The following is a 21,460-nucleotide window of genomic DNA, read 5'->3' on the forward strand; positions in this document are numbered from 1 at the left end:
ACCGCTTCTTTGGAGTGAGAGATCCGTGACCGTAATCCAGGAAAACCCGGCTTCCGCGGCAGGCGCGGCCCCCGCGGCCTCCGTGGCCGACACCGAGGCGGAGGTCCTCGGGCTGTACCGTGCCCACCTGAGCAAGGGCCGGGCCACCCTCGCCGAGCTGTTCGGCAGCCACATGGAGGTGGCCTCCGAAGGCGCCTGGCTCACCACGAGCGACGGGGAGCGCTTCCTCAACGCGGGCGGCTACGGCGTGTTCATCATGGGCGCCCGCCACCCCATCGTGATGGAGGAGGTGGAGCGCCAGCTCCGTACGCACCCCACCGCCACCCGCATCCTCCTCGAACCGACGGTGGCCCGCGCCGCCGAGGCCCTGGTCTCCGTCATGCCGCAGGGCCTGGACCGCGTGCACTTCGGCCTCTCGGGCGCCGAGGCCGTGGAGACCGGCCTGAAGCTGGCCCGCGCCGGTGGCTTCAAGCGCACCGTCTCCATGCGGGGCGGCTACCACGGCAAGACCCTCGGTGCCCTCTCCGCCACCGCGAAGGAGGTCTACCAGAAGCCGTTCCGGCCGCTGATCCCCGACTTCCACCACCTGCCGTTCGGTGACGCCGACGCCCTGGCGGCGGAGCTCGCCGCCCACCCCGGCGAGACGTGCGTCATCCTGGAGCCCGTCCAGGGCGAGGGCGGCGTCATCATCCCGCCCAAGGGCTATCTCAGGCGCGTCGAGGAACTGGTCCGCGAGCACGACGGCTTCCTGATCCTGGACGAGATCCAGTCCGGCTTCGGCCGCCTCGGCGAGTGGTGGGGCGCCGACTTCGAGGACGTACGCCCCGACGTCCTGCTCGCCGGCAAGGCGCTCGGCGGCGGCGTGCTCCCGGTCTCCGCGGCCATCGCCACCCGCAAGGCGTTCCGCCCCTTCGACAAGGACCCCTACGTCCACACCGCCACGTTCTCGGGACAGCCCGTCCTGATGGCCGCGGTGCAGGGCGCGGTGCGGGCCATGAAGGAGGACCGCCTGGTCACCCGGGCCACCGACCTGGGCGCCGCGCTGCTGCCGCGGATCGCCGAGATCGCGTACCGCAACATCCCCGAACTCGTCGTCGACGTGCGCGGGCAGGGCCTGCTCATCGGCGTGGAGCTCGTCGAGGCGGGTCTCGCCGGCGAGCTGCTGATCGAGCTCTTCAACCACGGCGTGGTCGCCAACCACTCCATGAACGGCAGCTCGGTGGTGCGGTTCACGCCGCCCGCCGTCCTCAGCGACACCGATGTGGAGTTCCTCCTCAACTCCTTCGACCTGGCCACCCGCGACCTCGTCAGCGGTGCGGCCACCATGCCGGAAGGCGGTAACTGATCGTGCGGCACGTAGAACTGGAAGCAGTGGTCCCCGCGGAGCAGGTCTCCACGGTCTTCGACGCCGTGATGCGCTGGGAGAAGTACCCGGACCTGGCGCCCCACGTGAACTCCACCACGGTGCACGCCACCCTGCCCGAGGCCAAGTGCAGTTCGAGCTGGGAGCTGCACTTCCGCAGCGGCCTGCTGCGCTGGACCGAGGACGACGTCTTCCTGCCGGAGGAGGGTGAGATCCGCTTCGAGCAGTCCGACGGCGACTTCGACTCGTTCACCGGCACCTGGGCGCTGACGCAGGCCGGTGACGACGTCGCGGTCCGCTTCGACGCCGACTTCGACTTCGGCATCCCGAGCCTGGAGGGCATCCTCGACCCGATCGCCGAGCGGGTCATCAAGGAGACCGTCGCCTGGTCGCTGACCGGCCTGTTCCCCGGCACGCGCATAGCGGGCGGCATCGAGCTCTCCGAGCCCGCCGCCGTCGGCGCCTGAGACCTCTGCCAGGAGCTGACCATGGACCAGGCCAATCCCTTCGAGACACCGAAGACGTTCTCCCTGCACCGCGCCGAGTACCTGGTGGGCTTCGCGGTCACCACCGGGCTGCTCATCGCGCACATCGGCGAGATCCGCTGGATCCCGGCGGTCGCGCTCTTCCTCTACATCGACCTGATCGGCTACATCCCCGGCGCCATCGCCTTCAAGCGCAGCGGCGGGAAGCCGATCTCCAAGGTCTACTACGTCCTCTACAACGTGATGCACAGCCTCATCACACAGGCCGCGGTGGCCGCGCTGTGGTGCTGGCTGATCGGTCCCGAGTGGGCGCTGCTCGTGCTGCCCTTCCACCTCTTCGGCGACCGGGGCCTCTTCGGCAACTTCATGAAGTCCTTCGCGCTGCCCTTCGAGCCGGTGCGCCAGAGCGGCTATCTGCGGCTCCTGGACGACCTCGGCATCGCCCACCCCAAGCCGGCCGGCCACGCCCACGACCCGGAGCCGGTCGGACACGTCGTCAAGCTGCCGCGGCCCGCGGCACGGGCCCGTGAGGAGGCCCTGCGATGAGCACGCTCACCACGCTGCGCCGCCCGGTGCGCCAGGACCCGGCGGAGCGCCGCCGGGCGCTGTACCACCTGGCCTCGCCGGTGTCGGTGCTGACCGTCGGCCACGCCGGTCAGCTGCACGGCACCACCGCGAGCACGGTCACCCTGGTCTCGCGCGAACCGCTGCTCATCGGGGTCGCGCTGCGGCCCGGCTCGTCGTTCGCGCGGCTCGCGGCGGCCGAGGGGCGCTTCGTCGTCAACGTGCTGGACGGCGGACAGGGCGGCCTGGCGCGCTGGTTCGCGGACAGCGACCGCCCCGACGGCAGCGCGCAGTTCGACGGCATGCCGTGGACGGCGGACTCCTACGCCGGCGCCCCGCGGCTGACCGGCGCGCTCGCCCACTACTCCTGCCGGCTCCACTCCTCGCACCGCGCGGGCGACGGCGAGGTGCTGCTCGGCTACGTCGTGCGCGCCACCGCCGAGAGCGGCCCGCCGCTGTTCAGCTACGCGGGCGGCCTGGTCACCGGCGCCCTGCATCCCGCCCGCACCACGAAGGAGACATCGGCATCATGACCGGTTCTGTGGCCCCCGAGGCCGACTGGGACAAGGCACCCGGCCTGCTCGACGGCGCGAAGGAACTCACCCTCGGGCCCGACGACTGCGACCTCGCCTACTGGTTCACCTCCGTCGCCCAGGGCACCCTGCGCGACCGCGGCGAGACCGGGCACCACGCGAACGCGACGGTCCCCGACTTCCTGAAGGCGCCCGGGCCGCTGCGTGACGCCCTGGTCCTGGAGTTCGGGTTCCGCGGCCTCTCCGAGGAGATCGCCACGCGCCTCCTCGGTCACTACGTGGCGCTCGCGCCCGGCGTGCCCGAGATGGAGTTCTACGCCACCCAGCTCATCGACGAGGCCCGGCACGCCCGCGTCTTCCGCAATCACCTGGTGGAGCTCGGGCACCCCGCGGACACCCTCCTCAAGGACATCGACGAGATGGCCGCGGACTACCGCAAGCGGGTCCTGGACCCGGTCGTCGACTTCACCCTCGACATCGTGCGGGACCAGGCCGACTTCGCCGGCGGCGTCGCCGTCTTCGCCATCGTCATCGAGGGCGTGCTCGCCCCGGCCGCCGAGCTGAGCGAGCGCAAGTGGACGCCGCTGTCCCCGGCCACCGGGGAGATCTCGCGCGGCACCGCCATCGACGAGATCCGCCACCTCACCGTGGCCAGCACCATCCTGCGCGACCACGTCGTGGCCCACCCCGAGTACCGCCCGCGCCTGATGGAGATCCTGCGGGCCGGGGTGAAGCTGTGGGACGAGATCCCCGACCGGGAGTTCGTCATCCACCGCGAGGAGCTGTTCCAGAAGGGCATGGCCGACCACGCGGACAGAATCGGCGACTACGAGATCTGGCCCGGCGTACGGATGCTCGACACCACCCCCGAGCAGCGCTACGACATGGCCGAGCAGTGGACCGACGAGATGGCCGAGTCCCGCATGGCCTACATGGGGCTGCCCGTGGAGGTCCTCAGCAGCGCGGGGCCGGGCGCATGAGCGGCGCGGCCCCGCCGCCGGGCCGGTCGGCGGTGGTCTGCGGCATCGGCTCGTACGTGCCGCCGAACAAGGTGACCAACGACGAGCTCTCGCAGCGCCTCGACACCTCGGACGCGTGGATCCGCTCCCGCACCGGGATCGCCGAGCGGTACATGGTCTCGCCGGGCACCGCCACCTCCGACCTGGCGGTGGAGGCCGGCCAGCGCGCCCTGAAATCGGCCAGCACCGAGCAGGTGGACGCCGTCGTCCTGGCCACCACCACCCCCGACCAGCCGTGTCCGGCGACCGCGCCGACGGTGGCCGCCCGGCTCGGCCTCGGCCACGTCGCGGCGTTCGACGTCGCCGCCGTCTGCTCCGGCTTCCTCTACGGGCTCGCCAGCGCCTCGGGGCTCATCGCCTCGGGGATGGCCGAGCGGGTGCTGCTCGTGGCGGCCGACGCGTTCACCACCATCGTCAACCCCGAGGACCGCACCACCGCGGTGATCTTCGCGGACGGCGCGGGGGCCGTGGTCCTGCGGGCCGGGGACGCCGGTGAGCCGGGCGCGGTGGGGCCGCTGGTGCTCGGCAGCGACGGCGAGCTGAGCCATCTCATCGAGGTGCCGGCCGGCGGCTCCCGGCAGCGTTCGTCGGGCACCCCGGGCGAGCCCGGCGACCAGTACTTCCGGATGCTCGGCCGCGACACCTACCGGCACGCGGTGGAGCGGATGACCGCCACCTCCCGGGAGGCGGCGGAGCGGTCCGGCTGGCGCCTGGACGACGTGGACCGGTTCGCGGCCCACCAGGCCAACGCCCGCATCCTCGACTCGGTCGCGGAACGCCTCGGCATCCCCGCCGAGCGGCAGCTCAGCAACATCGAGCAGGTCGGCAACACCGGCGCCGCCTCGCTCCCGCTGCTCCTGTCCCAGTCCGCGGCCGACGGCCGGCTCGACGCCGGGCACCGGGTGCTGCTCACCGCGTTCGGCGGCGGGCTCTCCTGGGGGGCCACGACGCTCGTCTGGCCCGAAGTGCAGTCCGTCTGACGCCCACCGGCGCCCGGCGGTACCTCCTCAAGACCCGTACGCCGCACAGTGCGTACGCCTTCCGAAAGGGATCGTCATGATGCTGGAGCAGCTCAAGGAAATCCTGTCCAACAAGCTCAAGGTGTCGCCCGAGGCCATCACGCCCGAGGCCACCAGGGACGACATCGAGCTGGACTCGCTGGCCGTGGTGGAGCTGTCGCTGCTGCTCAAGTCCGAACTGGACATAGACGTCAGCGACGACGACCTCCTGGAGGCCGAGACCGTGGCCGACATGGTGGAACTCATGGAGACGAGGAGCGCGAAGGTCTGATGGCCGGCATCGACATCGCCGTCACCGGGCTCGGTCTCGTCACCCCGGGCGGTATCGGGGTCGGGCCGAGCTGGGCGGCGGTCTGCGAGGGCCGATCGGGCGCGGCGTTCGATCCCGTACTGGCGGACAATCCGGTACGGATCTCCTGCCGCGTGCCCGGCTTCGACCCGGAAGCGCTGTTGTCCGCCCGCCGGGCCCACCGGCTTGACCGGTTCGTGCAGTTCGCGCTGGTCGCGGCACGCGAGGCCATCGCGGATGCCGGGCTCGACCCGCTGACCTGGGACGGCGCCCGGGTCGGGGTGGTGCTCGGCTGCGCGGACGGTGGCCCCGGCACCGTCGAGGAACAGCACCGCGCCCTGCTGGAGAAGGGCGCCGACCGGGTCTCGCCGCTGCTGCTGCCCATGCAGCTGCCGAACATGCTGGCCGGTCAGACGGCCATCGAGTTCGGGGCGACGGGACCCAACCTGGTGGTGGCCACCGCCTGCGCCTCCGGGGCGACGGCCATCGGCACGGCCCGGGACCTGCTGGCGCTCGGCCGCTGCGACGTCGTCCTCGCGGGCGGCAGCGAGGCCATGATCACGCCGCTGGTGATGGCCGGGTTCGCACAGATGGGCGCCCTGTCCAAGCGCGAGGACGACCCGACGCTCGCCTCGCGTCCCTTCGACGCGGAACGGGACGGCTTCGTCGCGGGCGAGGGAGCCGGGATCCTCGTCATGGAACGCGTCGAGGACGCCCGGGCCCGCGGGGCGCACCAGCACGGCCGGATCATCGGCTACGGCGCCACCGCGGACGCCCATCACATGACGTCGCCGCATCCGGACGGCGCCGGGGTGGAGGCGGCGGTCCGCGCGGCCCTCGCCGACGCCGGCGCGGATCCGGACGACGTACAGCATGTGAACGCCCACGGCACCTCGACGCCGCTCAACGACGTCGCCGAGGCGCGGATGATCAAACGGACCCTCCAGGGGGATCCGCTGGTCACCTCGACCAAGGGCGTGACCGGGCATCTGCTCGGCGCGGCGGGCGCGGTGGAGGCGGCGTTCACGCTGCTGAGCATCGAGCACGAACTGGTGCCGCCCATCGCCAACCTGGTCATGCCGGGCGCGGAGGTCGACATCAAGCTGGCGTACTCGGCGACCTCCATGCCCATCGACCTGGCGCTCAGCAATTCCTGCGGGTTCGGCGGCCAGAACACCGTCCTGGCCCTCGCCCCGGCGTGAACACCGGAGCGGACCCGCTCCCAGCCCCGCCCGTCTCCCCCGCCCTGCCCCGGCAGGAGCCGCAGCCGCCCCTCCGCCAGGGGGGCGGCTCGGCGCATCTCCCCCGCCACGCACCGCAGACCCCAGGAGAAGCCATGCACGATCCGCGCGAACTGATCGCGTCCGGACCCGACGCGGTGCGCCGCCTCGCCCGCCGCCGCCACGACCTGGACGTGGCCGCGCTGGAGGCGGCCCACCGCGGCCGGGCCGACGCCCAGGCCGAGGTGACCCGGCTGCGCACCGAGATGAACCGCGCCGCGCGCGAGCGCAGGGCCGGACCGCCCACCGAGGAGGAGAAGGAGGCGGCCCGCGCGCTGCGCGCCGAGGTCCAGCGGGCCGAGGGCGCCGCCAAGGAGGCGGGCAGGCGCCTCGCCGACCTGGTCCTGGCCATCCCCAACATCCCCCTCGACACCGTGCCGGACGGCGACTCCGAGAAGGAGGCGGTGGAGGTGCGCCGCGGCGGCCCGCCCCCGTGCGCGGCGGCCGGCGACCGGCACCACGCCGACATCGGGGAGCGGCTCGGCATCTTCGACGGCAAGGCGGCGGCCCGGCTCTCCGGCGCCCGCTTCACCGTGAGCCGCGGCCCCGGGGCCCGCCTGGAGCGGGCCCTCGCCGACTTCTTCCTCGATCTGCACACCGCCGAGCACGGATACACCGAGCACTCGGTGCCGTTCCTCGTCAACCGCGACACGATGACGGGCACCGGCCAGCTCCCCAAGTTCGCGGAGGACCTGTTCGCCACGCGGGTCGGCGACCGTGAGCTGTTCCTGATCCCCACCGCCGAGGTCCCGCTGACCAACCTGCTCGCGCAAGCGACGCTGGACGCCCGCGAGCTGCCGTACGCGTTCACGTCGCGCACGCCGTGCTTCCGCGCGGAGGCCGGGGCATACGGCAGGGACACCCGGGGCATCCTGCGGCTGCACCAGTTCGAGAAGGTGGAGCTGGTCCGCGTCTGCGCCCCCGAGGACGCCCAGGCGCAGCTGGAACTCATGCTGGGCCACGCCGAGGAGTGCCTGCGGCGCCTCGGACTCTCCTACCGGGTCGTGCTGCTGCCCGCGGGCGACCTCGGGTTCTCGGCCCGGATGACGTACGACATCGAGGTGTGGCTGCCGGGCAGCGGCTCCTACCGCGAGATCTCCTCGGTCTCCGACTGCGGCACCTTCCAGGCCCGCCGCGCCGGCATCCGGCACCGCACCGCGGACGGCCGCAAGGAGCCCGCGGCGACCCTCAACGGCTCGGCGCTGCCCATCGGCCGGACGGTGGCCGCGCTCTTGGAGCAGGGCGTCCGGCCGGACGGTTCGGTGGAGCTGCCCGAGGCGCTCGTCCCGTACGCGGGATTCCGCCGCATCCTGCCCGCCGGCACGACCGAGTGACCGATCGGGTCCTTCGACGGCACGAAAAGTGGGGGGAGTTCAGGTGATCACCTGAACTCCCCCCACCGCTGTGGCCTCGCGGGCGCCGGGTCACGCGCCCATCATGTGGGCGCCGCCGTCGACGTGGACGATCTCGCCCGTCGTGCGGGGGAAGAAGTCCGAGAGCAGCGCGACGATGCCGCGGGCCGCGGGCTCCGGGTCGGTGAGGTCCCAGCCGGCCGGGGCGCGGGTGTGCCAGTCGTCGGCCAGCTCGGAGAAGCCCGGGATGGACTTGGCCGCCATGGAGCGCAGCGGGCCGGCGGCGACGAGGTTGCAGCGGACGCCGCGAGGGCCGAGGTCGCGGGCGAGGTAGCGGCTGGTGGACTCCAGAGCCGCCTTCGCGACGCCCATCCAGTCGTACTTCGGCCAGGCCACGGTGGCATCGAAGGTGACGCCCACCACCGAGCCGCCGCGCGGTTCCATCAACGGCAGGCAGGCGGTGGTCAGGGACTTCAGGGAGTATGCGGAGACGTGCACGGCGGTCGACACGTCCTCCCAGGCGCCGTCGAGGAAGTGGAAGGCGCCGGGCGGGCCGTAGGCGATGGAGTGCACGACGCCGTCGAGGCCGCCCGCTTCGCCGACATGCTCACGGAGGCGGCCGGCGAGGCCGTCCAGGTGCGCCGGGTCGGTGACGTCCAGCTCGACGACCGGGGCCGGCTTCGGCAGCAGGGCGGCGGTGCGCTCGATGAGGGAGAGCCGCCCGAAGCCGGTCAGCACCACCTCGGCGCCCTCCAGTTGGGCGACGCGCGCCGCGTGGAAGGCGATGGACGCCTCGGTGAGGACGCCCGTCACCAGGACGCGCTTGCCCGTGAGCAGCCCGCTCATGACGCCACCGCCTGCGGCAGCGACGCGACCAGGGCGGAGTCGTGCGGCTGCGCGCCGAGCGCGGCGGCGCCGCCGGGCGAGCCGAGCGCGGCGAAGAAGGCGGCGTTGGAGCCGCGGTGGTCGCCCCACCCGGCGGGCACGTCGTCCTCGAAGTAGATGGCCTCCACGGGGCAGACGGGCTCGCAGGCGCCGCAGTCCACGCATTCCTCGGGGTGGATGTACAGGGCGCGGCCGCCCTCGTATATGCAGTCCACGGGGCATTCGTCGACGCAGGACATGTCCTTCACGTCGGCGCAGGGCTGAGCGATGACATAGGCCATGAGGCGTTCCTCATCAGGTCGGCGGGACGGTGGGGTCAGTCGGTGGGCGCGCGGTCGACCGAGGCGCCGGTGGTGCGCTCCCCCAGCGAGAGGACCGTCGTGGCGAGCGCGGCCATCACGGCGGCGATGACGCCGAACAGGGCGCCGGGACCGTACGACTGGAGGACCGGCAGCAGCACGAACGGCAGGGCCGCGGCGCTGAGTTTGGACAGCGAGTACGCGGCGCCGGACGCGGCCGCGCGGATGGCGGTCGGGTACTGCTCGGCGAGATAGACGTGGCTGACGTTGGAGAAGATGTTGCTGCACACGGTGTAGACGAAGCCGAACACCATGATGAGCGCCGGTGTGCCCGCGAAGGAGAAGCCGAGCCCCGCGACGACCATCGAGGCGGCCGAGGCGGCCACCAGTTTCTTGCGGTCGAAGCGGTCGATGATCGGCACCGTGAGCGCGGAGCCGACGGGGTAGCCGAGGAAGCAGACCGCGGTGAAGCCGATCCCGGCGACGATCCCGTATCCCTTGGCGGCCAGGATCTGCGGCGCCAGCGTGCCGAAGCCGTAGTAGCCGACCGTCGACAGCGAGCAGAAGATCCAGAGCATGACGGTGCGGCGGCGCAGGTGGGGCTGGAAGATGTCGCGGAGCCGGGTGGCCGGCGCCGTCTCCGTCGCGGGGGCGGTCTTCTTCGCCGTGGCGGGCTCGGCGGCGGCCTCCGGGGCCGCGGTGGGCGCCGGAGCCGCCCCACCGGGGACCTCGGCCTCCATGCGGGAGACCAGCGCGTCCGCCTCGTCCTCGCGGCCGACCGTGGCCAGCCAGCGGGGCGACTCGATCAGCCGCCTGCGCAGCACCCACACCACGGCCGAGCCGAGCGCCCCGATCACGAAGAGCCAGCGCCAGCCGTCGATGCCGAGCGGGGTCAGCGGGACGAGCCACAGCGCGGCGAAGCCCACGGCGGGCACCCCGCAGAAGGCGAGGGTGTAGGCCCAGGCGATGAACCTGCCGCGCTTCTTGGCGGGCAGTACGTCGGACAAGTAGCAGTCGGAGAGCGACTGTTCGGCCCCGATGCCGACGCCGGCGAAGAACCGGGTCACGATCAGCCAGGCCGCGTTCGGCGAGAAGGCCCCGAGCAGCGAGAACCCCGAGTAGATCGCGAGGTTGATCAGGAACGCCCGGCGCCGCCCGTACCGGTCGGCGACCTTGCCGAGCACGAGCGAGCCGATGAACTGGCCGATGAAGGCGGAGGCGAGCACCAGCTTGAGCTGGGTGGCGCCGAACGCGAAGTCGTCCTGGAGGACCTTGGCGATGGTGCCGGAGAGGTTGTTCTCGAACGTGTCGAAGAGCAGCCCGACGCCGATGACCGCGGTGACGCTGCGGTGCGTCGGGGTGATCGGCATCCGGTCGAGCCTGGCACCGATGGAAGCCGCGGTGGCAGGGGTGGCGGGCCCGGCGGCCGTGCCGCCGGCCGCCGGTCTGGTGGCCGTGTCGACCATCAGGCGGCCCGTTCGATGTGCGCGTCGACCTCACCCCGGCGCACCGGCGCGCTGACCTCGTGCAGGTAGGAGGCCACCTCGCGGTAGGAGGCCCAGAAGCCGACCTCGTGGTACGGCACGCCGCGCTCGGCGCAGTACTCGCGGGTCAGCTCCCGTGCGCGGCCCAGGTTCTTCTGCGGCATGGCCGGGAACAGGTGGTGCTCGACCTGGTAGTTGAGGCCGCCGTACAGGAAGTCGATGAACCACGACGGGCGGATGTTGCGGGAGGTGAGGACCTGTCGCTCCAGCCAGTCCAGCGTCTCCTCGTCGCCGTCACGGACGTCCATGCCCTTGTGGTTCGGGGCGAAGATCATGCCGAAGTAGACGCCGAGCGTGGCCTGCTGGACGAGGATGAAGGCGACCGCGAGGACCGGCGAGAGGACGGTGAAGACGCAGGTCAGATAGATCGCGGCGCGCGCGAGGAGCAGCGTGGACTCCAGGACGGGGCGCTTGGTGAGGCCCTGGCTGATCGACTTCACGGCCGTCTTGTGCATCTTGAACGACTCGAGGACGAGCAGCACGAAGAAGAGCACGCTCTGGTAGCGCACGATGAAGCGCTGCCGCCGGGTGCGGGTCGCGTACTGCTTGATGTCGAAGATCGCGGTGCGCCGGCCGATGTCCGGGTCCATGTCCAGGTGGTTGGGGTTGCTGTGGTGGCGGTTGTGGTGGTTGACCCACCAGCCGAAGCTGACCCCGTTGACGAAGTTGGCGTGGAAGTAGCCGACGGCGGACGCGGCCCGCTTGTCGCGGAACATCGCCTTGTGGCCCGCGTCGTGCCACATGAAGGAGGACTGGCCGCCGCAGAGGCCCATCCACACCGCCACGACGAGCTGCCACCACGAGTCGCCGACCAGGAAGAACGCGGTGAGCCCGGCGGCCAGCAGCGTGGTGTTCCGGGCGAGGCGCCCTATGTAGTACCGCGGGTCGAGGTCGAGCAGCCCCTCCGCCTTGACGCGTTTGAGGAGCTCGGAGAACGTGGCGGATGCCCCGGTGCGCTGCGGGGCGGCGGCGTGCTGCGGGACGGCGGGGTGCTGCCGGGCGACGGCGACACCGGTCCCCTGGACGTCTGGACGCTGCATACGAAGCTCTCCTCGGAAGAAGTGCCCGAACCGGGCGGCGGCGCCCGCCCGGCGTCGGGTATCCCACCGGACGGACGCCGGGCGAACGTGTGTGCAGCGTTCCGTGAGGCGCTGATGTGGCGCTGATGCTGAGCTGATCGGTGCTGCTCGGCACGGCCGCGCGCCACGTCGCGCGCGCTCAGGCCGCGGGGGTGGGCTCGGCCCGCAGCAGGGCGTCCAGGTCGCGGACCACGGTGTCCGCGGCGCGGGCGACGTCCTCGTCGTCGGGGGCGGCGATGACAGCCATGAGCTGTTCCACCATGGCGTGCTGGAGGGCTTCGGTCTTCTCGGCGGAGTCACTCATCGTCGTCCACTCCTGTGGGTCGATTACGGCTTACGGGCTGGGACGGGCACTGACTGCCCATCAGAAGGCATTGCACGCGCGGAAGATGTGGGCGAAGGAGGCCAGTGACGCGGGGCCGTCGAAGGCGACGTACTCCGGGATGACCGCGTCGGGCGCCCACTTGTGCTTGTACGAGAGCTGCGTCTGAGCCGGGTAGAGCGCGGCGCCCTCGGCCCACAGGGCGTGCATCAACCACTGGAACGCCGGGCTGTGGCCGTCCAGTTCGTGGGCCGCGTCCAGGCCGGTGAAGGGCGTGAAGCCGAAGTGCAGCCACGGGACGCCCTCGCCGCGGAACACCTCGATGGCGTGTGCGTTGATGGCCTCCATCAGGCCCGGCGACCCGTCCGGCACGCGCCGGCTCAGGTCGTGCATCCAGCCGGCGCGTTCGCCGAAGACCGGCGAGTACGAGATGTACGCCACCGGGGCGTCGTTGATCGTGCCGACGAACAGCCGCCGGTGTTCCTGGGCCTCGCCGCCGATCTCGCCGACCAGGAACTCCAGGGGGCGGGCGGCGCCCTTGCTGGACAGCCAGGCGCCGTCGATGGTCTCCAGCGCGTCCTGCCAGGCATCGGCCTTGACCTCCTGGATCTGGAGGCCGTTGCGGTAGGCGCGGGAGATCTTGTTGCGCAGCTGCATGAAGCGGGTGCCGCGCAGGGTGAACTCCGCGAGGCTCACGGCCCAGGAGGCGCCGATCTGGTTGACGGTGAAGCCGCGGCGCGCGTACCGCTCGGCGTCGTCGCGCTGGAGCTGGACGCCGACGTGCGTGAGCCCCTGCTCCTTCACGTGGTCCCGGAAGCCGTCGAGGAGGGTGTCGTACTCCTCGGGGGCGGCGAAGGGCCCGCCGAACTGGACGGCGAACCGGCCGGTCCTGCGGTAGACGACGACGCCGTCCGAACCGGGCCTGGCGTAGGTGCTGTTGCCGCTGTTGAGCGCGAGGAACGCGCTGGGGTTCTCGGCCCGCGTATAGCTGCTCACAGCCTTGAGAATCGGATTTTCCACTACGGTCACGGTCATGATCCGTATCCCTTTCGAAAAGCCGTTGCGGTCGATGAGAGTAGAGCACCGCCGCCCCTTTGATGGGAAGGGCGGAAAGCTCACGGGGCGGGCGCGGCAGCGCATGTCAGGGTGGCGTCAGCGAACTGTCAGAAGGGCCTGGCAATGTTGTTCTCGTGAACGGCACGGGAGACCGGGCCGGGAACACGGAGAGGTGCCCGGAGTGGTTTATCGGGGATCTCGGGCTTCTGTCCAAGGTCGGGTCGTTCGCGGCCCACGCAGGTTCGAATCCTGCCCTCTCCGCAGGCACAGAACACCGTGCCGCAGGCACGTACCATCGTGCCCGCACCACCAGGAGAGGTGCCCGGAGTGGTTTATCGGGGATCTCGGGCTTCAGTCCAAGGTCGGGTCGCTCGCGGCCCACGCAGGTTCGAATCCTGCCCTCTCCGCCAGCGGAACTACGACTTCCACATCCACTTCGCCGGGCCTCCCCCGCCCCGGTGAAGCGACCGCCCCGGCGCCCCGCGAGAGCGGTTCGGCCTGCCGGGGCGGGCCTGCGTCCGACGGCGTGTCACTCTTTTCCGGGAAGAACCAGCAGGTCAAGCCGGTATTCAACGGTCCGGCACCGCTCGTTCAAAAAAATACCTTCCCAAAGGAATGATACCGTGAGAGGGTCTTCGCTGGAAGGGAACCAGTGGGTGCGCCCGCTGACTCCCCCGGTCGGGGACACCCAGAGATCGCCACGCCGACCTCCACCCGCGGTCCCCCACACCGCAGCACCGATGGCCCTGGCGACCCGGAAGGTGAACCGCCCCGACGTTGCAGCAACGAAAGCCAAGGGGGAAACGGCATGCTGAGCTTTTCGATTCTCGGAGCACTGCAGATCCGCACCGCATTAGGGTTCGCGGAGATCTCGGGAGATCTTCAGCGCAATCTCATCCAGACACTGCTCGTCAGCGAGGGCCGCCCGATCTCGGGAGAGAGCCTCGTCGAGGAAATGTGGGGCGATTCCGTCCCGGACAAGCAGGCCAATGCTCTGCAGGCGCACATCAGCCGGCTCCGTCGCAAACTGAAGAGCCTGGAGCCCGACCTCTCGGTTTCCCGTGTGACGATCCACCCTTCCGGATACCGGCTCACCATTCACGAGGGCGAATTCGACGCCGCGGAATTCACCAAGGCCGTCCGGCAGGCCGAGGCCGCGGGCCCCGCGGACGCCGCCGCCACGGCCCAACTGCTCGGTCAGGCGCTCGCGATGTGGCGCGGCCCCGTATTCGGTGACTTTCCCGGCGGCACCATCTGCCAGCTGGCCTGCGCCCGTTACGAGGAATACCGCATGCGCGCCATGGAGCTGCGCTTCGAGGCGGAGCTGCGCCTCGGCCACCACGCGGCGATGCTCGCCGAACTCCATGAGGCGCACAGCAACCACCCGCTGAGGGAACGCTTCTGCGAGCAGCTGATGGTCGCCCTCTACCGCTCCGGCCGCCAGGCCGACGCCCTCAACGTCTACCGCAACATGCGCCGGCACCTCTCCGACGAGCTCGGCATCGACCCGTCCCCCGCGCTGCGCCACGTCGAGCACGCGATCCTCGCGCACGACCCGGCCCTGGCCGGCACCGGCGCCCGCGCCACGCTGCTCCAGCCCGCCTGAGCCGGTGACGCCGCGCACCCGCGGCCACCGCGCAGCCACTCGACCTCCCCGGAGGGAAGGCGTCAGCGCCCGGTCAGCGCCGGTTGCCACCATCGGTACGGAAACAGCGGGCGCCCGCCCTCCGCGCGGCTCCCTCGTACGCGCCCCGCGCGGCGCGCATGAACCCCGACCACCGTATCCACCAGGAGATTTCATGACCACGAGCCAGACCTCCGCAACGCTTGGAACCGCGGCCACGAACTCGTCCGCCGCGCGCCCGCTGCGTCTCTTCCTCGGCCTCGACGCCGCCGTGACGGCCGGCAACGGCCTGATCTACCTGATCGCCGCGGGTCCCGTCGGCGACCTGCTCGACATGGACGCCGGTCTCCTGCGCGGCATCGGCGTCTTCCTCACCGTCTACGGCGTGCTCGTCGGCGTACTCGCCGCCCAGCAGGTGCCGTCCGCGGCCGCCACCAAGCTCGTCATCGAGGCCAATCTGCTGTGGGCCGTCGCCAGCATCGCCACCGCGCTGTTCGGCTGGTTCGACCCCAACACGATCGGCACGGTGTGGATCCCGATGCAGGCCCTCGTGGTGGGCGCGTTCGCCGTGCTCCAGATCAACGGCCTGCGCAAGCTCACCAACTGACCACACGCGGCGTCCCCGGTGACGGCGACCGGTAAGGGGAGAGATGAGACTGCACGTCGCGGAGCTGGCGGCCATCAGGGAGCGGGTGCACGCAGGACCCGGCGAACCGGCCACCGCCGCTCAGAAGGCCAAGGGCAAGCTCACCGTGCGGGAGCGGATCGAACTGCTCCTGGACGAGGGTTCGTTCCGCGAAGTCGAACCCTTGCGTCGGCACCGGGCGACCGGTTTCGGCCTGGAGGCGAAGCGGCCGTACACGGACGGTGTGGTCACCGGCTGGGGCACGGTCGAGGGCCGCACGGTCTTCGTCTACGCCCACGACTTCCGCATCTTCGGCGGCGCGCTCGGCGAGGCGCACGCCACGAAGATCCACAAGATCATGGACATGGCCCTCGCCGCGGGCGCCCCGCTCGTCTCCCTCAACGACGGAGCGGGCGCCCGTATCCAAGAGGGCGTCACGGCGCTCGCGGGCTACGGCGGCATCTTCCAGCGCAACACCAAGGCCTCCGGTGTCATCCCGCAGATCAGCGTGATGCTCGGCCCGTGCGCGGGCGGCGCGGCGTACTCGCCCGCCCTCACCGACTTCGTGTTCATGGTCCGCGAGACCTCGCAGATGTTCATCACGGGGCCGGACGTGGTCCGCGCGGTGACGGGTGAGGAGATCACCCAGAACGGCCTCGGCGGCGCCGACGTGCACGCCGGGACGTCGGGCGTCGCGCACTTCGCGTACGACGACGAGGAGACCTGCCTCGAAGAAGTGCGCTATCTGCTGTCGATGCTGCCGTCCAACAACCGGGAGAACCCCCCGGCGCACGAGTGCGACGACCCGCCGGACCGCTCGGGGGAGGCGCTGCTCGACCTGGTCCCCGTGGACGGCAACCGCCCCTACGACATGCACCGCGTCATCGAGGAGCTCGTCGACGACGGTGACTTCCTGGAGGTCCACGAGCGCTGGGCGCGCAACATCATCTGCGCGCTGGCCCGCCTGGACGGCAAGGTGGTGGGGATCGTCGCCAACCAGCCGCAGGCCCTGGCCGGTGTCCTGGACATCGAGGCGTCGGAAAAGGCCGCACGTTTCGTCCAGATGTGCGACGCTTTCAATATCCCGATCGTGACGCTGCTTGACGTGCCGGGCTTCCTGCCCGGCGTCGACCAGGAGCACGGCGGCATCATCCGCCACGGCGCCAAACTGCTCTACGCGTACTGCAACGCCACCGTGCCCCGCATCTCGCTCATCCTGCGCAAGGCCTACGGCGGCGCCTACATCGTCATGGACTCCCAGTCCATCGGCGCCGACCTCACCTACGCCTGGCCGACGAACGAGATCGCGGTCATGGGCGCCGAGGGCGCGGCCAACGTGATCTTCCGCCGGCAGATCGCCGCCGCCGAGGACCCCGAGGCCATGCGCGCCCGCATGGTCAAGGAGTACAAGGCCGAGCTGATGCACCCCTACTACGCCGCCGAACGCGGCCTGGTGGACGACGTCATCGACCCCGCCGAGACCCGCGAGGTGCTCATCAACTCCCTCGCGATGCTCGCCAACAAGCACGCCGACCGCCCCGCCCGCAAACACGGCAACCCCCCGCAGTAAGGCCCCCCCCCGTACGCCCCACACGACCGGAGGTCCCATGCCCGCGGCCGACAGCGCAGCCGACATCCGCATTGAGAAGGGCGAGGTCACCGACGCCGAGCTGGCGGCCGTCACGGTGCTCCTGCTCTCCCTCGCCGCCGCTCCGCCCAGGGCGGCCACCGGCGCCCCTGCGCCCACGACGGCCTGGCGCCGCGACGACTTCCACGCCCCGCACAGCTGGCAGGGCTGAGCCGGACGGCACCGCGACAGCGAAGCGCCCCCCTGGCCGGCCAGGGGGGCGCTTCGCTGTCGCGGTCAGCCCGCGATGGTGAGCTGCATCAGGGCCTTGGCGGTGTGCATGCGGTTCTCCGACTGGTCGAAGACCCGGCTCTGCTCCCCCTCGAAGACGTCGTCGTCCACCTCGCAGATGTCGGGGTTCGCGATCGCGGTCTCCGTGTCCAGGAGGTGGAAGGCCGGCAGGCAGTGCAGGTAGATGCTGTCCTCGCGGCCGGTCAGTGCCATGAGGTCGCTCGTCACCTTCAGACCGCGCAGCAGGTCGATGCGCTCCCGCGTCTGGTCCTCCTCACCCATGGAGACCCAGACGTCGCCGTAGACGCAGGCCGAGCCGCGCAGCGCCTCCTCGGGCGAGTCCGTGACCAGCACCCGGGCCTGCTCCGACTCGCGCCCGGCGAGCAGCTCCTCGATCACCTCGGGGGCGGGCTGGAGCGGCGCGGGCGCGAGGATGCGCAGGTCGAGGCCGAGCTTGGCGGCGGCGATGGCGAGGGTGACGGCCATGTTGTTGCGGCCGTCACCGACGTACGTCAGCGGCAGCCCCTCCAGGTCGCCGAAGTTCTCCCGCAGGGTGAGGAGGTCGGCGAGGACCTGGGTGGGGTGGTAGCTGTCGCACAGGCCGTTCCACACGGGGACGCCTGCGTACTGGGCGAACTCGGCGACCGTGGCGTGCTCGAAGCCGCGGAACATGACGCCGTCGAAGACGCGGCCGAAGACGCGCGCGATGTCCCGGACGGACTCCTTGATGCCGAAGCGGATGTCCTCGCGGTTGAAGATCTCCGGGTGCGCGCCGGACTGCGTCGAGGCGACGACGAAGGAGACGCGCGTACGGCAGGACGGCTTCAGGAAGATCAGGGCGATGTTCTTGCCTGCCAGGGCGGGGACGTTCTCCCCCAGGGCGGTGCGCTCCTTGAGGTCGGCCGCCTTGCCGAGGAGCTCGCGGATCTCGTCGCCGCTGAACTCGCGCAGGGACAGCAGGCTGCGCCCCTTGAGGCCCGAAATCGTCACGGCACTACCTCCGAAGTCTGACCAGCATCGACGGTCACAGTCACTGGATCGATAAACATGCAGACTGTTACATTAACATGCAGCGTTCATCGGTCAACCGCGCGCGACGGAGGTCACCGTGCACCCTCTCGAACAGCTCGCCCTGGATGTCGCGGAGGGGCGTACCGGCCCCGCGGACGGCGAGCGCGCGGCCGCCGCGCTGACCGCTTCCGGGGCCCTCGGTGCCGCCGAGCTGGTGAACTGGTTCCGGACCGCGCAGTGGCTGGCGCGCCAGGAGGACCTGTGGGAGCGGGCCCTGCTGCTCGGCAGGCTGCTCGCCGCGGCGACCGAGGCCCTGCCGGACACCGCCGCGCCGGGCGAGGTGGCCCGCTGCCGGTCCGCCTGGACGGAGCTGGTGCACCTCTGCGTGATCCACCGGCCCGACGGCGAGCTGTTCGCCTCCGGGGTCCGCGCCGGGCGTGCGGCCCTCGACGCCGCCCGCGCCCTCGGCGACGACGAGCTCGCCGGGCAGGTGCTCTACCGGCTCGGCACCCTGCACCTGGACCCCTTCTCCCGCGCCGGGGAGCTGTGGGCGGAGGAGCACCGGCTCTGGCTCAGCCTCGGCCCCCGGGCCGCCCTGGCCGGGCTGCCCGCGCCGCGGGACGCCCTGCGGACCGCCGAGCGCTATCTGCGCGAAGCCGCCGAGCTGCGTGCCGGGCCGGGCCTCGGCTACACCTGCAAGGCCCTGGCCCAGGCCCTCCAGCAGCAGCGGTTCCTGACGGGCGCGGACGCGGACGCGGGGCAGGACTCCGAGGCGGCCGGCTCCGAGGCGGCGGACTCCGTGGCGGCGCTGTGCGACCGGGCGCTGGCCCTCATCCCCGTCGAGGACGTGGAGGCACGGGCGGGGGTGGAGGCGCTGCGGACGGGCTCGGGCCAGGGCCCGGCGGCGGCCCGGCCGTAGCCCGCTCACCGCCGGGCACTCCTTCCTCGCGTTCCTCGCGTTCCGCGCGTTCCGCGTGGCGCACCGCCGCGCGCGTGGCGGGGCCGGTCAGCAGGCCGGCGGCCAGCAGCAGCCCGCCGAGCACGAGCCAGCCCTGCGGCGCCCACTGGATGCACAGCAGCGTCAGCAAGCCGGGCGCCACGGCCATGGCACCGCTGACGCCGAAGGAGAACATGCCCTGGTACTCGCCCTGGGCGTGCTCGGGCGCCAGGTGGTACGCCAGCTCGAACCCGGCCGCCGCGTGCCACAGCTCGCCGAAGGTGTGCAGCACCATCATGAGGACCAGGACCACCGACGCCCACAGCGGCGACAGGTGGCCGGTCGTCGCGAACACCGCGCAGGTCACCATGAAGACCGCCCCGGCCCCCCGCATCGCCCGGGCCGAGCTGCGCGCGTCGGCGACCCGCTGCCCCACCCGCACCTGGAGCAGGACGACCAGCACGGTGTTGACCACCAGCACGGCCGACACCATGGCCCGTGGCGCCTCGGTCCGCTCGGAGATCCACAGCGGCAGCGCCACGGTGAGCACCGAGTACTGGAGCGTCATCACGGCGTTGAGGGCGGTCACCGCCATGAAGGGGCGGTTGCGCAGCACCGGCAGCTTCGCCCTCGACGCCTCCACCGGCACCGGCGGATAGTCGGGCAGCAGGGTCAGCACGGCCGCCGCGACGAAGAAGGTGACGGCGTTGAAGACCACCACGCCGAGATAGGCCGGCCGGCTGTCGAGCTGGAGCGCCACGCCGCCCGCCGCGGCGCCCAGCGCCATGGCCAGGTTGGAGGCGGCCCGCATGTACGAGCGCAGCCGCACCCGCGAAGCGCCCCCGGCCCGGCCGATCAGCACCGCGCGCAGCGTCCGGCTGCCCTGGAGGCCCACCGCCCCGACCGTGGCGACGACCAGCAGCCAGGGCAGGGTGGCGACCACGGCGAGCGCGAGCATGGCGACGCCCTCGACGGCGAGCAGCAGCATGGCGAGGCCGCGTGGCCCCGTGCGGTCGGAGAGCCTGCCGATGAGGACGTTCGAGGGCAGCGCCACCACCCCGGCGACGGTCAGCGCGAGCCCCACCTCGCCGGCCGAGAACCCCACGCTGCGGGTCAGATAGAGCAGCCCCGCGGTGAGGTACATGCCCTGGCCGAAGGTGTTGACCAGGATGAAGCCGACGAGGACCCGGTGCGGGCGCTCGTCGGGCAGCCGGTAGTGCCGGCCGATGGCGGTCAGCCGCGCGGTCAGCGAGGCGAACATCAGGGGTCTCCGTTCATGGTGGTGGGAGTGCGGGGCGGGCGGCGCGGCCGCCCGGCCCCGGCGCGCTCAGGCCGCGGGCGCCATCCCCCACGCGCGCAGCTGCTCGATCCAGCGGGCGCGGTGCTCATTGCCCCCGGCGCCCGCGAGCCAGCCCGGCGAGTACTGGCTCTCGCGGCGCGGGATGCCGCTGGGCCGCGCGCCCGCGGCGATCCAGTCCCGCTGCCTGCGCAGCTCGCGGAACTGCGCCTCCCTGCCGAACTGCTTGACGACGGAGCGCACCGCCGCGCTCTGCGCCTCGTCGCGCGGGGCGCCGAAGTAGGTGAAGCTGCACATCCGGCGGTTCGGGAAGCCGTTGAGCGAGGCGTGCCAGGTCCGCAGGTCGAAGGCGTAGACGTCGCCGGGTCTCGACGTGCAGACGCGGGCGGGCACGGCGTCCACCGGGAAGCCGGTCCGGCCGCTCTCCTCGCTCTCCGGGTTGCCCGCGGTGTTCAGCCTTTCCTTCACGCTGATGGCGAGCAGCTCGTCGTGCCAGGGGTCCTTGTGCGAGCCGGGCAGCACGCGCAGGGCGCCGCTGTCGGCGTCCACCGGGTCGAGGTAGGCGACGAACTTCAGGGAGCGGAAGCCGGGGACGCTGGTGTCCGCGTGCCACTCGGTGAGGTTGCCGGAGAAGACGTTCCCGTTGGACATCACGCCGACCGCCTCGGGGCCGAGCAGCGCCTCGGCGGCCGTGCGCAGCTTCTCCGTCTCCAGGGCACCGGCGAGGAACGGCGTCTGGTCGCGCATGTTCGACCAGCTCATCTGGCCGCGTACGCCGAGCGCGGCCGAGTAGACCTTCGACGCCTCGGCGTGGCCGACGGCGTACTCCTTCTCGATCACGGCGAGTTCGCCGGCGTCGAAGAGTCCGGGGAGCGGCAGGAAGCCGAAGAGCCGGAAGAAGTCGGCCTGCTGGGCGGTCACCATGGTCACTTGAGTCCTTTCACCTGTCCACTGCTGTCCGGTCCGTGGCGCCCCTAGGGCCTGTCTGGCAATTCGCGTCGTCGCCCGGAGGGCGGCCT

The 21,460-nt window shown here is 71.7% G+C and carries 23 protein-coding genes and 1 tRNA gene; 15 read left to right on the plus strand and 9 right to left on the minus strand.

The annotated features are described in order from the left end of the window. The first annotated feature begins 25 nt into the window (after positions 1-25). From ACF062_RS14430 to serS, 9 genes are all read left to right on the plus strand, one after another. The gene (locus ACF062_RS14430) at positions 26-1,345 is read left to right on the plus strand and encodes an aspartate aminotransferase family protein (RefSeq protein WP_392138109.1); all 1,320 of its coding nucleotides are present in this window, start codon (positions 26-28) and stop codon (positions 1,343-1,345) included. Between the two features lie 2 nt (positions 1,346-1,347). Continuing rightward, positions 1,348-1,830 carry a type II toxin-antitoxin system RatA family toxin gene (locus tag ACF062_RS14435; RefSeq protein ID WP_223776541.1) on the plus strand — a complete coding sequence of 161 codons (483 nt, stop codon included), beginning with the start codon at positions 1,348-1,350 and terminating at the stop codon, positions 1,828-1,830. Between the two features lie 21 nt (positions 1,831-1,851). Further along, positions 1,852-2,394, plus strand: coding sequence for a hypothetical protein (locus tag ACF062_RS14440; protein ID WP_392138111.1), 543 nt, complete (start codon positions 1,852-1,854; stop codon positions 2,392-2,394). Then, positions 2,391-2,945 carry a flavin reductase family protein gene (locus ACF062_RS14445; protein WP_392138113.1) on the plus strand — a complete coding sequence of 185 codons (555 nt, stop codon included), beginning with the start codon at positions 2,391-2,393 and terminating at the stop codon, positions 2,943-2,945. Before ACF062_RS14440 ends, ACF062_RS14445 begins: the two co-directional genes overlap by 4 nt. Then, positions 2,942-3,925, plus strand: a complete 984-nt coding sequence (locus tag ACF062_RS14450) for a VlmB-like protein (protein WP_392138115.1) — start codon at positions 2,942-2,944, stop codon at positions 3,923-3,925. The genes ACF062_RS14445 and ACF062_RS14450 overlap by 4 nt, the downstream gene beginning before the upstream one ends. After that, positions 3,922-4,944 carry a beta-ketoacyl-ACP synthase III gene (locus ACF062_RS14455; protein ID WP_392138116.1) on the plus strand — a complete coding sequence of 341 codons (1,023 nt, stop codon included), beginning with the start codon at positions 3,922-3,924 and terminating at the stop codon, positions 4,942-4,944. The genes ACF062_RS14450 and ACF062_RS14455 overlap by 4 nt, the downstream gene beginning before the upstream one ends. 76 nt (positions 4,945-5,020) lie before the next feature. Then, complete coding sequence (locus ACF062_RS14460; RefSeq protein ID WP_127911495.1) at positions 5,021-5,254, plus strand: acyl carrier protein; 234 nt, start codon at positions 5,021-5,023, stop codon at positions 5,252-5,254. Then, a complete protein-coding gene (locus ACF062_RS14465) occupies positions 5,254-6,474 on the plus strand; it encodes a beta-ketoacyl synthase (protein ID WP_223776536.1) in 1,221 nt (406 codons plus the stop codon). Before ACF062_RS14460 ends, ACF062_RS14465 begins: the two co-directional genes overlap by 1 nt. 134 nt (positions 6,475-6,608) lie before the next feature. Then, a complete protein-coding gene (gene serS / locus ACF062_RS14470) occupies positions 6,609-7,886 on the plus strand; it encodes a serine--tRNA ligase (RefSeq protein ID WP_392138118.1) in 1,278 nt (425 codons plus the stop codon). A gap of 90 nt (positions 7,887-7,976) precedes the next feature. On the opposite strand, the gene fabI is transcribed toward serS, so the two are convergent. From fabI to ACF062_RS14500, 6 genes are all read right to left on the minus strand, one after another. Continuing rightward, the gene (fabI, locus tag ACF062_RS14475; RefSeq protein ID WP_392138120.1) at positions 7,977-8,750 is read right to left on the minus strand and encodes an enoyl-ACP reductase FabI; all 774 of its coding nucleotides are present in this window, start codon (positions 8,748-8,750) and stop codon (positions 7,977-7,979) included. Continuing rightward, a complete protein-coding gene (gene fdxA, locus ACF062_RS14480) occupies positions 8,747-9,070 on the minus strand; it encodes a ferredoxin (protein ID WP_356581735.1) in 324 nt (107 codons plus the stop codon). Before fdxA ends, fabI begins: the two co-directional genes overlap by 4 nt. Before the next feature lie 35 nt (positions 9,071-9,105). After that, positions 9,106-10,554: an MFS transporter gene (locus tag ACF062_RS14485; protein ID WP_392138122.1), complete on the minus strand. Its 1,449-nt coding sequence runs from the start codon at positions 10,552-10,554 to the stop codon at positions 9,106-9,108. Further along, on the minus strand, positions 10,554-11,672 hold the full coding sequence (locus tag ACF062_RS14490; protein WP_392138124.1) for a fatty acid desaturase family protein: 1,119 nt from the start codon (positions 11,670-11,672) through the stop codon (positions 10,554-10,556). Before ACF062_RS14490 ends, ACF062_RS14485 begins: the two co-directional genes overlap by 1 nt. 178 nt (positions 11,673-11,850) lie before the next feature. Beyond that, positions 11,851-12,015, minus strand: coding sequence for a hypothetical protein (locus tag ACF062_RS14495; RefSeq protein WP_392138126.1), 165 nt, complete (start codon positions 12,013-12,015; stop codon positions 11,851-11,853). A gap of 60 nt (positions 12,016-12,075) precedes the next feature. Then, the gene (locus ACF062_RS14500) at positions 12,076-13,068 is read right to left on the minus strand and encodes a DUF2156 domain-containing protein (RefSeq protein ID WP_392138128.1); all 993 of its coding nucleotides are present in this window, start codon (positions 13,066-13,068) and stop codon (positions 12,076-12,078) included. A gap of 187 nt (positions 13,069-13,255) precedes the next feature. On the opposite strand from ACF062_RS14500, the gene ACF062_RS14505 reads away from it, so the two are divergent. The 5 genes from ACF062_RS14505 (at position 13,256) to ACF062_RS14525 (ending at position 17,137) form a co-directional block, all read left to right on the plus strand. Next, positions 13,256-13,350, plus strand: a tRNA-Arg gene (locus tag ACF062_RS14505). Between the two features lie 547 nt (positions 13,351-13,897). After that, entirely contained in the window at positions 13,898-14,695 is a 798-nt protein-coding gene (locus tag ACF062_RS14510) for an AfsR/SARP family transcriptional regulator (protein ID WP_223776529.1), read from the plus strand. A 193-nt stretch (positions 14,696-14,888) separates the two neighbouring features. After that, positions 14,889-15,320 (plus strand): hypothetical protein, encoded by a 432-nt coding sequence (locus ACF062_RS14515; RefSeq protein ID WP_223776528.1) that lies wholly within the window; start codon positions 14,889-14,891, stop codon positions 15,318-15,320. A 43-nt stretch (positions 15,321-15,363) separates the two neighbouring features. Continuing rightward, positions 15,364-16,908, plus strand: a complete 1,545-nt coding sequence (locus ACF062_RS14520) for an acyl-CoA carboxylase subunit beta (protein ID WP_392138130.1) — start codon at positions 15,364-15,366, stop codon at positions 16,906-16,908. Positions 16,909-16,945: 37 nt separating this feature from the next. Next, positions 16,946-17,137, plus strand: a complete 192-nt coding sequence (locus ACF062_RS14525; RefSeq protein ID WP_392138132.1) for an acyl-CoA carboxylase epsilon subunit — start codon at positions 16,946-16,948, stop codon at positions 17,135-17,137. 65 nt (positions 17,138-17,202) lie between these two features. On the opposite strand, the gene argF is transcribed toward ACF062_RS14525, so the two are convergent. Next, positions 17,203-18,186, minus strand: coding sequence for an ornithine carbamoyltransferase (argF, locus tag ACF062_RS14530; RefSeq protein WP_392138134.1), 984 nt, complete (start codon positions 18,184-18,186; stop codon positions 17,203-17,205). Positions 18,187-18,304: 118 nt separating this feature from the next. On the opposite strand from argF, the gene ACF062_RS14535 reads away from it, so the two are divergent. After that, positions 18,305-19,126 (plus strand): hypothetical protein, encoded by an 822-nt coding sequence (locus tag ACF062_RS14535; protein WP_392138136.1) that lies wholly within the window; start codon positions 18,305-18,307, stop codon positions 19,124-19,126. Here the strand turns inward: ACF062_RS14535 and ACF062_RS14540 are convergent. Together ACF062_RS14540 and ACF062_RS14545 are read right to left on the minus strand one after the other, a co-directional pair. Next, a complete protein-coding gene (locus ACF062_RS14540) occupies positions 19,038-20,405 on the minus strand; it encodes an MFS transporter (protein WP_392138138.1) in 1,368 nt (455 codons plus the stop codon). The two genes, ACF062_RS14535 and ACF062_RS14540, sit on opposite strands and share 89 nt — an antisense overlap. A 66-nt stretch (positions 20,406-20,471) precedes the next feature. Continuing rightward, positions 20,472-21,365, minus strand: coding sequence for a phytanoyl-CoA dioxygenase family protein (locus ACF062_RS14545; RefSeq protein WP_392138865.1), 894 nt, complete (start codon positions 21,363-21,365; stop codon positions 20,472-20,474). Between the last annotated feature and the right edge of the window lie 95 nt (positions 21,366-21,460).

Source organism: Streptomyces sp. NPDC015345, from assembly GCF_043078805.1.
Classification (GTDB): domain Bacteria; phylum Actinomycetota; class Actinomycetes; order Streptomycetales; family Streptomycetaceae; genus Streptomyces.